We start from the raw sequence: 12829 nt of genomic DNA, 5'->3' as shown, positions 1-12829 counted from the left end.
GCAAAAAATTAAAAACTGAGTGTGATAGATTTCACGTTGTGGCGGTAATTGGGTTCTGGTATAGTTTCGTCCCGTCCAGAAGAAATCCATTTCCCTCATTCAACCAATTTCAGGTTAAACATGACGACAAATTATATTTTTGTTACTGGCGGGGTTGTATCCTCACTAGGTAAAGGTATTGCAGCAGCATCGCTTGCGGCTATTTTAGAAGCTCGTGGTCTTAAAGTGACTATGATGAAGCTTGACCCTTACATCAACGTTGATCCAGGCACAATGAGCCCTACTCAACACGGTGAAGTGTTTGTCACGGAAGATGGCGCTGAAACAGACCTTGACCTTGGTCACTATGAACGCTTTATTCGTACTAAGATGACCAAGCGCAATAACTTTACTGCTGGTCGTGTTTATGCTGACGTTTTACGTAAAGAGCGTCGTGGCGATTACCTAGGTGCAACCATTCAGGTTATCCCGCACATCACTAACGCTATCAAAGACCGTGTAATCGCGGGCTCCGAAGGTCACGATGTGGCTATCGTTGAGGTTGGTGGCACAGTTGGTGATATCGAATCTCTACCATTCATGGAAGCGATTCGTCAGTTGGCAATCGAAGTAGGTCGTGAACACGCAATGTTCATGCATTTGACTCTAGTACCTTACCTTGCTGCGGCAGGTGAAGTGAAAACTAAGCCAACTCAACACTCTGTAAAAGAACTGCTATCTATCGGTATTCAGCCAGACATCCTAGTATGTCGTAGCGACCGTATGATCCCAGCAAACGAGCGTAAGAAGATTGCACTTTTCTGTAACGTTTCTGAGAAAGCAGTAATTTCAATGAAGGACGTAGATTCTATCTACAAGATCCCTCAATTGGTTAAATCTCAAGGCTTGGATGATTTAGTTTGTGCTCGTTTCGGTATCAATGCTCCTGAAGCTGATCTGTCAGAATGGGAACAAGTTATTTACGAAGAAGCGAATCCAACGGGTGAAGTCACCATTGGTATGGTTGGTAAGTACATTGAACTACCAGACGCTTACAAATCGGTAAACGAAGCACTGAAACATGCTGGCCTAAAAAATCGTTTGAATGTAACGATTAAATATGTAGATTCTCAAGACGTAGAAACTCGTGGTTTCGAAGTTCTGCATGGTCTTGATGCAATCTTGGTTCCGGGTGGCTTTGGTGACCGTGGTATTGAAGGCAAGATTATGGCTGCTCAATACGCACGTGAAAACAAGGTTCCTTACCTAGGTATCTGTCTAGGTATGCAAGTAGCGCTTATTGAGTTCGCTCGTAACGTTGCTGGTATGGAAGGTGCACATTCAACAGAATTTAACAAAAACACTAAGTACCCTGTGGTAGGTTTGATTACTGAATGGGTAGATAGTGAAGGTAACGTTGAAGAGCGTACTGAGACTTCTGATCTTGGCGGCACAATGCGCCTAGGTTCTCAGTTATGCCACCTAGAAAAAGGTACTAAAGCTTACCAACTATACGGTAGCGCGACGATCCATGAACGTCACCGTCACCGTTATGAAGTAAACAACAATCTTCGTCCGCAGATTGAAAAAGCTGGCCTAAAAGTATCAGGCTTATCTGCTGACAAGAAATTGGTTGAAGTGATTGAGAACCCTGCTCACCCATGGTTTGTAGCAGCGCAGTTCCACCCAGAATTCACATCAACCCCTCGTGATGGTCACCCATTATTTGCTGGTTTCGTGAAAGCAGCGGGTGAGTTCCAACGCGGTGAATCTGAGAAGTAACAAGGATACGGACAGTTGCTTTAAGTTGTGCAGCTGTCCTTTATAGTTTTGACATTTAAATTCAACGAGAGGAAACATTAATGTCTAAGATCGTTAAAGTTCTAGGTCGTGAAATCATCGACTCACGTGGTAACCCAACTGTAGAAGCTGAAGTACACCTAGAAGGCGGTTTCGTTGGTATGGCGGCAGCTCCATCTGGCGCATCTACTGGTTCTCGTGAAGCTCTTGAGCTACGCGATGGCGACAAATCACGTTTCCTAGGTAAAGGTGTTCTTAAAGCAATCGCTGCTGTAAATGGTCCTATCGCTGACGCTCTAGTTGGTAAAGATGCTAAAGACCAAGCTGCTATTGACCAAATCATGATCGACCTAGATGGTACTGAAAACAAATCTAACTTCGGTGCTAACGCAATCCTAGCTGTATCTCTAGCAAACGCTAAAGCAGCAGCAGCAGCTAAAGGCATGCCTCTATACGAGCACATCGCTGAGCTAAACGGCACTGCAGGTCAATTCTCTATGCCTCTACCAATGATGAACATCATCAACGGTGGTGAGCACGCAGATAACAACGTTGATATCCAAGAATTCATGATTCAACCAGTTGGTGCTGCAACTCTTAAAGAAGCTGTACGTATGGGTGCGGAAGTATTCCACAACCTAGCTAAAGTTCTTAAGTCTAAAGGTTACAACACTGCAGTTGGTGACGAAGGTGGTTTCGCTCCTAACCTAAAATCTAACGCTGAAGCGCTAGAAGTTATCGCAGAAGCAGTTGCTGCTGCTGGTTACGTTCTAGGTAAAGACATCACTCTAGCTATGGACTGTGCAGCATCTGAGTTCTACGACAAAGACGCTGGCATCTACAACATGAAAGGCGAAGGTAAAACTTTCTCTTCTGAAGAGTTCAACCACTACCTAGCTGGTCTAGTTGAGAAATTCCCTATCGTTTCTATCGAAGATGGTCTAGACGAGTCTGATTGGGATGGTTTCGCACACCAAACTCAACTTCTAGGCGACAAGATCCAACTTGTTGGTGACGATCTATTCGTAACTAACACTAAGATTCTTGCTCAAGGTATCGAGAAAGGCATTGCTAACTCTATCCTTATCAAGTTCAACCAAATCGGTTCTCTAACTGAGACTCTAGCTGCAATCAAGATGGCTAAAGATGCAGGTTACACTGCAGTAATCTCTCACCGTTCTGGCGAAACTGAAGATGCAACTATCGCTGACCTAGCGGTAGGTACAGCTGCAGGTCAAATCAAAACTGGTTCTATGAGCCGTTCTGACCGTGTTGCTAAGTACAACCAACTTATCCGTATCGAAGAAGCACTAGCTGGTCGTGCTCCTTTCAACGGTCTTAAAGAAGTTAAAGGCCAAGCTTAATTCTTAGTTGAGTTAATATTGGTTATATAAACTTTGAAACCCTCGCTTCGGCGGGGGTTTTTGTTTTAATACGGGTGATTAAGAGCGATGAGCCGTTCTGACCGTGTTGCTGCTATACCTAAAAGAAAGCAACCAACTTATCCGTATCGAAGAAGCACTAGCTGGTCGTGCTCCCCTTTCTTTTTACAAGAAGCGGTCCTAAATAAGTTAAAGGCCAAGCTTAATTACTAGCTTAGCTTTATAGTTCTTTATAAATACCTCGCTTAGGCGAGGTATTTTTTTTGCGTAAAGAAAAGTAAGGTGACATTCAAAACAGGATTGATTCCACAAAGCGCTCAAGACTTCCCTGTGCGCTTAGACAAGGGCATCCATGCCCTTGTAAATTTGTTCCATCAAACCTGTCTTGAAAATTAACTTCTTTTGGTAAATAAGATTAGGGATACTCATTCCCTGTTTCGACTATTTAGAAAGTAACGAAATCGCCTCAATCCGTCTTTTCTCTAATTCATCACGAATCGCTTTGCCCTGAAAGCCATCGGCAATAATATCCTTCACATCGATACTGAGTGCGGCTTGATAGGCAGCGTCAAATATTGCTTTTTGAGGGTAAGGATTCTCTTCACAACCTAAACGACCTGAATGGTCTGCCTGACAACAAAGTAACACTTCTTCTAAACGCTCTGGCTTTCGCCATACGTCGAGTTTATTGAGAATTTTGAGTTTGGTACTGGCTTTCAGTTCTGCCGCTCTGTGGACGTTTGAGTGCTGCTCACAAACCAATAGCGCCAGTTCTTTAAATTCATTCGGCACACGTACTCGTTCGCACAGTTTCTTGATGATTTTAATGCCTGTATGGCAATGCATTTTATGGCTTGGCCATTCAGACTCAGGTGTTACACCTTTCCCTAAATCATGCACTTGCGCGGCAAATCGCACTGTCAGAGACGAAGAGAGCTGAGCCGCTTGTTTCGCCACCATAAGTGTATGAATACCTGTATCAATTTCTGGATGCCACTTTTCCGGTTGAGGAACACCAAACAGACGATCGAGTTCAGGAAGTACCACCTTCAACGCACCGCAATCTCTCAGTACAGACAGAAATACTTCAGGATTCTTAGTCGAGAGGGACTTATGCCACTCTTGCCATACACGTTCTGCGGTTAAATGCTCAAGCTCGCCACTACTCGCGATTTGAGCCATAAGAGCCATGGTTTCTTCTGCAACCCTAAAGCCAAGATGAGAAAGTTTTGCTGCGAAGCGGGCTAAGCGTAGAACACGCAGCGGATCTTCAATAAAGGCGTCTGATACATGGCGTAGAATGCGATCATTAAGATCACGCTGACCGCCATAAGGATCGATAAGTGTGCCATCTTCGGCTTGTGCCATCGCATTAATCGTGAGATCGCGCCTGATCAGATCTTCTTCCAACGTAACATCGGGTGCAAAGTGACATTCGAAGCCAGTGTAACCTGCACCTGATTTTCGCTCGGTACGGGCAAGCGCGTATTCTTGCTTGGTTTTAGGGTGCAAGAAGACAGGAAAGTCTTTGCCAACGGCGGTAAAGCCTTGGCTTAACATTTCATCAGGACTACTTCCCACCACAACCCAGTCCTTATCGTAAACCGGAATGTCGAGTAGTTTGTCGCGAACGGCGCCGCCAACTAGGTAAACTTGCACTAAACCGCCTCAAAAATCATTAATGTCATTGGATAATCATCAGTGGCAATGATACTTTGCGCTTAATCACTTTGATAGAGGCAGGGGTATGTATCAACAATTTTTCGGTTTAGCTGAGTTACCTTTCTCAATTGTGCCGAATTCTCGCTATTTGTATTTAAGTCAACGTCACCAAGAGGCTATTTCCCATCTGCAAGAAGGATTGGGTGACGGTGGTGGTTTTGCCATGTTGACTGGCGAGGTTGGTACGGGGAAAACGACCGTAGCGAAAGCGATTCTGGATAATTTGCCTGCCAATACTCAAGCTGGATTTATTCTTAATCCAACCTTTTCAGAGCAAGAGCTACTGGAAGCCATTTGTGATGAATTTTCCGTTAGTTACGGGAAAAAAGCGACGCTCAAAAAACTCAGTCAGGCTCTTAACCAATTTCTTTTGGAAAAGCACGCCGACGGTATTCAGGTCCTGCTGATTATCGATGAAGCACAGCACCTTGCACCTGATGTGTTAGAACAACTAAGACTGCTGACCAATCTAGAAACAGACAGTCGAAAGCTGTTGAAGGTGTTACTCATAGGTCAGCCTGAACTGCAACAGAAACTTCAATTGCCTCAGCTTCGCCAACTAGCACAGCGAATTACTGGTCGATATCATCTGCTACCTCTCGATGAAGTCGAAACGGCTCATTACATACGTTTTCGCCTGCAGCAAGCGGGTGGCGATGGGAATTTGTTCTCTAACAAATGCGCCAAGTGGATTGCTCGTGAAACCCACGGAATTCCGCGGCTGATTAATTTAGTCTGTGACAACAGCTTGAAAGGTGCATTCAAGGCTGGTGAAAAAGAACTCGGTTTAGAGCGAGTAAAATGGGCTTGCCAGCAAGTGATGAGCTTTCAATCAACGGTCTACCAGCGCTCGGATGCAAAACCTTCTTCTCCGCGTTTTCCTTTCGTTGCTGTGACGTGCAGTTTAATCGGCCTTTCTTTAGCTGCCGCAAGTGCGTATTGGCTTTCACCTCTCATCAATGAGCAGGTGGCTCATCATTGGCCTCTGCCAGAAGCAAAACCAGCGCTGCAAGAAACGGTATTCCCAAAACAAGTAGAAGAGGTTCTCATTCAAGCTGAGGACCTAAGCAGTGCGCTGCGTACTCTTTATGCGGTTTGGGGGTATCAGGCATCGGTAACAGATACTTTTTGTCAGTCCGATACTTCATCGCTCTTGCAATGCATGCCAAGTCAAGGTGATTGGCAGACACTCTCTCAGCTCAATATGCCGGTGGTGCTAACGCTTGAGGTTGATAACAAGCCGAGTTACGCAGTGTTGTATCGCTTAAATGGAGATGAGCTAGAATTTCTAGTGAATGACGAGCATATACGTATTGATAAGCAGTGGATATCGCCGTTGTGGAATGGTGAGTTTCATCTAACTTGGCAAGCCAGTTTTAAACAAACCTTAAAGAGCGGAATGAAAGGGCAGGAAATAGCTCTTCTTGACCGCAAGTTATCGCAAATTCTGGGCGAGCCGGGACGGGAAACACAAGTGTTTGATGACGAAGTAAAGCGTAAGGTTTCCTTATTCCAGCGTTGGCAGAATATGTATGTGGATGGCATCGCGGGGGAGCAAACTCTGCGTCGTCTAGAACTGCTTACTCAGCAAGATGCACCTAAACTGGACGCTCCTAAACTCGGTTCGTTACACTTGGTAGGAGGTGCATAATGTCGCAAGTAATGAATGCGTTGAAATCGTCACACCAAGGTTACCAGTCTAATAGTATGACTCATGGGTATAGCTCTGCGACTATCTCAGCCGAGAAGCCCCAGCTTTTCCGTTGGTATCACAGCTTATTGCTGATTGTGCCGAGTGCAGTAACTGTATCGCTGCTGAGCTATCAAAGTTATCAACTTCAGCAACAGAATATCAGGCAAGTAATGAACCAGCCTGCGTTAGTGGAACAAATTCCAGCACCTGTAGAGTTTCTGCCTTATCCTGAGTTTACAGAGTTAAAAAGTACCTATCTCATTCCTGCTCAAACTGAACAGGTTTTAGCTGAAACGGAAGACGCTCCATCATTCGATATTAAGCAAACCAATGAAACGACAGCCGATCAAACATCAGCGTCCTCAACTTCAGTGCAGAAAGAGAATGCCCCGTTAAATCTCGAACAACTGGATCTGAGTGGCTTATCTCCTGCGCTTGCGATGAGGGTAGAGTCTGCAATAAAAAGCAGTGGCACAGCTTCAAAAAGCAGTCACTCAAGAGCGATATCCTTGGTGCAAAATGCTGATAAGTACTCAGGTCAATTACCCGCGATGGATTTTCAGACCCACGTTTATGCTAGCTCTGAAAGTAAACGCTGGATAAAAATGAATGGTGTGGAATATCACGAAGGGGATATGTTGTCAGATGGTGTGATGTTGGTAGAAATTAACCCTCAAACAACACTGGTGCAGTTCGAGCAACAGTTGATAGAAATTCCTGCGCTCTACCACTGGCAAGGATAGGTTTTACTGCCTCTCAGTCAGCACTGGTCAGCGTAAACAAAAAAGGTCACTAGCGAGTGACCTTTTTCAATTTGAGAGCGTTTATGCCCAACCTGCAGGGTTGCGCTTACGTCGTGGAATAATGTGCGGAAGAATGAGACCCAGCAGTAAACCGATACCTGCAACACCACCACCATAAGTGAAGTATTTCAGTAGTAAGTCTTCTTTCTGTGTATCCAGTTTTGCACGTAATTCACGAATCTCAGTTTGAGACGCTGTTAGCTGCTTGCTGATTTCACCGTAGTTTTGTTCCAATTGTGCAATTTGTTGGTTGCGAACATCCAAAGATTCAACCAAACCAGCTTTTTCAGAATCTGCACTTTGGCGTGCATTCGCTAGTTGTGATTTTACCTGAGCCAACTCTTTTTCAAGTTGTGGTAAACGCACTGCCATACTGATATCGCGAGTCACAAAACGGCTCTCCACCCAACCCCTTCTACCGCGAGAGTCTACAACTTCGCTATAGTCGGATTCTTTATTGGTTGAAACTAGCTGAACTTTCTCACCTGCGTCAATGCTGCCGATAATACGATATTGGTTGCTTGGACCAGAATGCATATAAGTAAACAGCTTATCGGCGATGTAACGGTCTTGTGCAAACGCTGGGCTTGCTAACATGGAAAATAACACCATGCAGATAAGTTTTTTCACGGTAAATCCCTTAGTTATAAAATGTAGCTTTACACTCATGTGGCAAATAGTAAAAAGTTTCTTATTCGCGTGCAACAAAGAAGGGAGGCAAAGCCTCCCTTTATGTGCGTTTGAGTCAATAATGACATCACCTTAACAAAGCGCTGACTTAATAAATTAAGCGAAAACGCCTTGAATAGCGTAGAAGAACACAACAGCCAATAAAGCACCAGCTGGCAGCGTTACAATCCAAGAAGCTACGATGTTACGTACAACACCTAGGTTAAGTGCTGCGATACCGCGCGCAAAACCTACACCCAGAACCGCACCAACAAGTGTCTGAGTCGTTGAAATCGGCAGACCAGTACCAGACGCTAATACTACTGTAGACGCTGTTGCAAGCTGAGCTGCGAAACCACGGCTAGGTGTTAGTTCTGTAATACCTGTACCAACGGTTGCCATTACTTTGTGACCCATAGTAGCAAGGCCAACAACAATACCGAAACCACCTAGAGGCAGAATCCACCAAGCGATAGTGCTTTTCGCTGCTACTTCACCCATGTGCTCAATAGTAGAAACAACCGCAGACAGTGGGCCGATCGCGTTCGCAACGTCGTTTGAACCGTGAGCAAATGCCATTGCACAAGCTGTGATTACCATCAAGACGCTGAAGATACTCTCTACGCCAGAAAAACTGTGGTCGTCTTCGCGGTTTGCAAATTTCTTCTGAATGTACAGGTAGCCACCAACCATCACTACCGCTGATACGCCAGCAGACCATAGCCAAGCTTCTGTGCTTGAAAGGTGTAAACCAACGTGTTTAAGACCTTTTTTGATCGTTACAAGTGCAATTACCATCGTTGTGATGAACATGTACACAGGAACAAAGCGCTTAGCATTGAGAAGCGGCTTTTCTGTATCGAAAATCAGTCGTTGTGCACTGATGAATATGAAATATGCAAAGATACCGGAAATTAGAGGGGTAACAATCCAGCTACCAACAATACCTTTCACTGATCCCCAGTCCACCGCTTCTGTACCGAAAGATACACACGCGAAACCGATGATTGCACCGATGATTGAGTGAGTGGTTGATACTGGCCAGCCCATATAAGAAGCAAGCAGCAACCAAGTGCCCGCAGCTAACAGAGCTGACATCATGCCGTAAATAAGAACGTCAGGATGGCTAGCAAATAGTGATGTATCAATCACGCCTTTGCGGATTGTGTCAGTTACTTCACCACCGGCTAAGTAAGCACCTGCAAATTCGAACACCATCGCGATAAGAATCGCTTGTTTAACGGTTAGAGCTTTAGAACCAACTGATGTTCCCATTGCGTTCGCAACGTCGTTTGCACCAATACCGATAGCCATTAAGAAACCAAAAATGGCAGCAACAATAATCAGGACAGTGCCGTAGTTAGCAATGATATCCATCTTTATACCTAGTTGTTTATAACAAGCGGAACTATTTTTTCGTGTTTTTAGGCACGAATTTACACCGTTGGCGATAAAAACTTAACGCTTACTTCAGTTGTATAAAATAGCTCTTAGTTATTTGGTTAACTTTAAATTTATGAGCGAGAAAGCATCACTTCTAGACGTGCACCAACGCGCTGCGCCTGATCAGCGATACCGCCAACCCATTCAAAAATCTTGTATAAGAACATTACGTCAATCGGATTAAGCGAAGATTCTAGGGTTCTCAGCTTTTGACGTAGACGTATCTGAATGGTGTCAGTATCGTCTTCGATTTCATCCAATTGATTAATCATTTCAGCAACGAGTGTTACTTCACGGCCTTTGAAACCAGTCTCTAACAATTCGTCTAGCTCGTTGATAACTTTCTGTGCTTGATCCGCTGCATCTAAGCAACGTTTCACATAGATAATAAAGTCAGCTTGAAGAGGTTCAGGAATAATAAGCTCACGACCAACAACACGACCAGAAATGTCTTTTGCTAGGTTCGCAAGTTTATCTTGCTGAGTAAGAAGTTCGAGCATGTCTGTACGGTCTACAGGCATAAACAAACCACGAGGAAGTTTAAGGCGAATTTCGCGCTTTAACACGTCAGCTTCTTTCTCTAAATGAGAAATCTGTGCGCGGATCTCAGATGCTTTTTCCCAGTCTCCAGTCGCACAAACTTCAAAGAAAGGCACTAGATAAGAACAGCATTCATTCACACACACTACGTGTCGTTGCAAAGGCTTTATAGGGGACTTTGCAAATAACCCCATAATTGTATTTACTGGCATGGTCATTCAACCTAATAACTATAACCTTAAAAAAACATACACCATTGTATGGCTAAATGTTGAGCGATGGCTATAAAGGCGCGCATGTTAACCCATTAACAGTGTCATGAAAACTGTTTTAGATCATCAAACGCTCTATATTTCACTCTTGCTCAGCCGCGTTTTAGGCAATATCCTTTCGGTATCTGCTTTGAAAGGGTTAAATATGGAAACCGAGATAGAACTGAAGTTTTTTGTGTCACCAGAGTTTTCAGAGATTTTACGTCAAAAGATTTCTGATACAAAAGTACTTCAGCACAGTTGTCGAGAGTTAGGTAATACGTATTTTGATACTCCTGATAACTGGTTACGTCAACACGATATTGGGTTAAGAATCCGACGTTTCGATGATGTGTATGTCCAAACAGTCAAGACCGCAGGACGCGTCGTTGCTGGCTTACATCAAAGACCGGAATTCAATGCTGAACATCAGAGCAACGAACCTGAACTATCGCTTCACCCTGCTGATATTTGGCCTCAAGGTAAAGAGGTTGACGTTCTGCAATCTGAGCTTAGCGCGCTCTTCTCTACTAATTTTACTCGTGAACAATGGTTAATCGGCATGCAGGACGGTAGTCAGGTTGAAGTCGCGTTTGACCAAGGTTTAGTGGTCGCGGGTGACAAAGAGTATCCAATTTGCGAAGTGGAGTTAGAACTCAAGTCTGGGCAAACCGATGCGTTGTTTACCTTGGCTCGCCAGTTCTGCGATAACGGTGGTATGCGTCTAGGCAACCTGAGTAAAGCCGCAAGAGGTTATCGTCTGGCTGCCGATTATCAAGGTGATGAAGTTAAACCACTAAGTTTAGTGAACACCAGCAGTCAAGACACGGTTGAGTATTGTTTGATTAATTCGCTGGAACACGCGCTGTCTCATTGGCATTACCATGAGCAAATCTATACAGAGCGTGATTCCATCCCTGCATTGCATGAAATCAGCAACAGTATTCGATTTATTCGCCAGATTCTAAGCATCTACGGCGGCGTCGTTCCTCGTCGAGCAAGTGCGATTTTGCGTCAGGAACTGAAGTGGTTGGAAGAAGAACTGAGCTGGTTAAAGTCTTATGACTATCTCGATGATCTTCTTGAAGACAAAGGTTATGCGCTGCGCAAACTGGATGCTCGTAAGTTTTTAATTGCTGAACTGAAAGAGCAGCAAGATAACTTACCTCAACGGGAAGAAAACCTACGTTTGCTCAACTCTGCTCGTTATACCGGTTTGTTGCTTGATTTGAGCCGCTGGATTCTGACTCGCGGATGGCAGCCGTTTCTCGATGAAAAAGCGCGTGAAAAAATGGCGACCAACATCCTTCGATTCTCTGCCAAGCAGTTGGACCGTACTTGGGCTGAACTGATCGAGTCGTTCCCGCCAGAGCATCATTTGAGTAGCCAAGAGTATATTGATCAACAGTATCGTTTGATGCGAAATCTTTATACCGGAATTGGTTTCGCAAGTTTGTACGATGCTGAAGAACGTAATTCTTTCCGCATGCCTTGGGCGGATTTGCTACACGGTATCGACGATTTGTTAACCTTAAGAACGTTAGAACCGTTTGTTGAGAAGCTCGAAGGTGAGGAAAAAGAGCAGCTACAACGTTGGTTGATTCGCCAAGAGAATTCGATTTTACATGCCATGGAGCAGACTCGAATTATAGGCGTAGAAGCTCATCCTTACTGGCGTGACTAGCTAAGACACTGAGTTTTGAAATCAGGGATACTTGTGAGTATCCCTTTTTGTTTTCTATTTCGTTGGTTTACTTTGTGGCGGATTATCTGGTTTGTTTTCCAGCTCTCCAATCCGGCGCAAAATTTCATTTTGCTGCACAACTATCTGATGCAGCATCTGCTGTTCTCTCTGCGCATTTAAGAGCTGTTTTTTATCAGGAGAGGTAAGCAGTGACGTGATCAAACCTGAAATCATACCGAAGATCCCCACGCCGCACAGAATCATTGCTGTCGCGATCAAACGTCCTGCCGTAGTGACTGGATAATGGTCACCATAACCTACGGTTGAAATGGTCACTAATGCCCACCACAAAGCATCACCACCGGATTGAATATTCGCATGTGGATCTTTGGTTTCGAAAAAGAGCATAAAGCTTGAACCCAGCGTTATCATCAAAACTAACAGCAATAATATGGACGCTATAGTGGTTTCTCTGCGGTTCGAAAGTAGCTGTTTGGCGATCGCCCTTCCTGAACGAACAACTAAAATGATTCTTAGAATGTGAAAGATGCGCGCGTAACGCAGAGGCTCGATCATAGGAATACTGGCAAGAAAATCGATCCAGTGTCGTTTCATAAATTGCACCCGATCTGTCGAACGGATCAAATCTACGCTAAGTTGTAGGATGAAAATACTACATATAAGAAAGTCTAGGCCGATAAACAAATGGCGCATTTCTGGCTCTATTGGAAAAAATAGTAAGCCTGAGATCACAAATAGAGCTAAGAAAGACAAAATGAGTGATAACAATCCCATAGGTTTCGTTTCATCTTTGATACTATCTTTTTTCATACGAGGCTCGAAATAATTCAAAGTGCGTGAAG

The 12829-nt window shown here is 44.3% G+C and carries 10 protein-coding genes; 5 read left to right on the top strand and 5 right to left on the bottom strand.

Annotation, left to right across the window (positions count from 1 at the left end; translation table 11 throughout):
• The first annotated feature begins 120 nt into the window (after window positions 1-120).
• Window positions 121-1761 carry a CTP synthase gene (locus tag L3V23_RS13475; RefSeq protein ID WP_042484602.1) on the top strand — a complete coding sequence of 547 codons (1641 nt, stop codon included), beginning with the start codon at window positions 121-123 and terminating at the stop codon, window positions 1759-1761.
• Between the two features lie 80 nt (window positions 1762-1841).
• The gene (eno, locus tag L3V23_RS13470; RefSeq protein ID WP_042484599.1) at window positions 1842-3143 is read left to right on the top strand and encodes a phosphopyruvate hydratase; all 1302 of its coding nucleotides are present in this window, start codon (window positions 1842-1844) and stop codon (window positions 3141-3143) included.
• Window positions 3144-3602: 459 nt separating this feature from the next.
• Here the strand turns inward: eno and L3V23_RS13465 are convergent, their stop codons facing one another.
• Window positions 3603-4820 carry a multifunctional CCA addition/repair protein gene (locus tag L3V23_RS13465; protein WP_102966185.1) on the bottom strand — a complete coding sequence of 406 codons (1218 nt, stop codon included), beginning with the start codon at window positions 4818-4820 and terminating at the stop codon, window positions 3603-3605.
• Between the two features lie 88 nt (window positions 4821-4908).
• Between L3V23_RS13465 and L3V23_RS13460 the strand changes: the two genes are divergently transcribed.
• Both L3V23_RS13460 and L3V23_RS13455 read left to right on the top strand, forming a co-directional pair.
• On the top strand, window positions 4909-6534 hold the full coding sequence (locus tag L3V23_RS13460; RefSeq protein ID WP_102966186.1) for an ExeA family protein: 1626 nt from the start codon (window positions 4909-4911) through the stop codon (window positions 6532-6534).
• The gene (locus L3V23_RS13455) at window positions 6534-7319 is read left to right on the top strand and encodes a general secretion pathway protein GspB (protein ID WP_102966187.1); all 786 of its coding nucleotides are present in this window, start codon (window positions 6534-6536) and stop codon (window positions 7317-7319) included. Before L3V23_RS13460 ends, L3V23_RS13455 begins: the two co-directional genes overlap by 1 nt.
• An 81-nt stretch (window positions 7320-7400) precedes the next feature.
• On the opposite strand, the gene L3V23_RS13450 is transcribed toward L3V23_RS13455, so the two are convergent.
• From L3V23_RS13450 to L3V23_RS13440, 3 genes are all read right to left on the bottom strand, one after another.
• Entirely contained in the window at window positions 7401-8009 is a 609-nt protein-coding gene (locus L3V23_RS13450; RefSeq protein WP_042484586.1) for a TIGR04211 family SH3 domain-containing protein, read from the bottom strand.
• A gap of 156 nt (window positions 8010-8165) precedes the next feature.
• Window positions 8166-9425: an inorganic phosphate transporter gene (locus L3V23_RS13445; protein WP_042484583.1), complete on the bottom strand. Its 1260-nt coding sequence runs from the start codon at window positions 9423-9425 to the stop codon at window positions 8166-8168.
• A 137-nt stretch (window positions 9426-9562) separates the two neighbouring features.
• Window positions 9563-10243 (bottom strand): TIGR00153 family protein, encoded by a 681-nt coding sequence (locus L3V23_RS13440; protein ID WP_042484580.1) that lies wholly within the window; start codon window positions 10241-10243, stop codon window positions 9563-9565.
• Window positions 10244-10448: 205 nt separating this feature from the next.
• Between L3V23_RS13440 and L3V23_RS13435 the strand changes: the two genes are divergently transcribed.
• Window positions 10449-11966, top strand: a complete 1518-nt coding sequence (locus tag L3V23_RS13435; RefSeq protein WP_102966265.1) for an inorganic triphosphatase — start codon at window positions 10449-10451, stop codon at window positions 11964-11966.
• Window positions 11967-12020: 54 nt separating this feature from the next.
• On the opposite strand, the gene L3V23_RS13430 is transcribed toward L3V23_RS13435, so the two are convergent.
• Window positions 12021-12797, bottom strand: a complete 777-nt coding sequence (locus L3V23_RS13430) for a potassium channel family protein (RefSeq protein WP_102954077.1) — start codon at window positions 12795-12797, stop codon at window positions 12021-12023.
• Window positions 12798-12829 lie beyond the last annotated feature (32 nt).

Source organism: Vibrio sp. A1-b2, assembly GCF_021726015.1.
GTDB classification, from domain to species: Bacteria; Pseudomonadota; Gammaproteobacteria; order Enterobacterales; family Vibrionaceae; genus Vibrio; species Vibrio diazotrophicus.
This window is presented reverse-complemented; position numbering and strand designations above follow the sequence as displayed.

Bases quoted from the DNA above. Each gene is read 5' to 3' on its own strand.
- L3V23_RS13475 (WP_042484602.1), top strand. From the start codon at position 121: ATGACGACAAATTATATTTTTGTTACTGGCGGGGTTGTATCCTCACTA.
- eno (WP_042484599.1), top strand. From the start codon at position 1,842: ATGTCTAAGATCGTTAAAGTTCTAGGTCGTGAAATCATCGACTCACGT.
- L3V23_RS13460 (WP_102966186.1), top strand. From the start codon at position 4,909: ATGTATCAACAATTTTTCGGTTTAGCTGAGTTACCTTTCTCAATTGTG.
- L3V23_RS13455 (WP_102966187.1), top strand. From the start codon at position 6,534: ATGTCGCAAGTAATGAATGCGTTGAAATCGTCACACCAAGGTTACCAG.
- L3V23_RS13445 (WP_042484583.1), bottom strand. From the start codon at position 9,425: ATGGATATCATTGCTAACTACGGCACTGTCCTGATTATTGTTGCTGCC.
- L3V23_RS13440 (WP_042484580.1), bottom strand. From the start codon at position 10,243: ATGCCAGTAAATACAATTATGGGGTTATTTGCAAAGTCCCCTATAAAG.
- L3V23_RS13435 (WP_102966265.1), top strand. From the start codon at position 10,449: ATGGAAACCGAGATAGAACTGAAGTTTTTTGTGTCACCAGAGTTTTCA.
- L3V23_RS13430 (WP_102954077.1), bottom strand. From the start codon at position 12,797: ATGAAAAAAGATAGTATCAAAGATGAAACGAAACCTATGGGATTGTTA.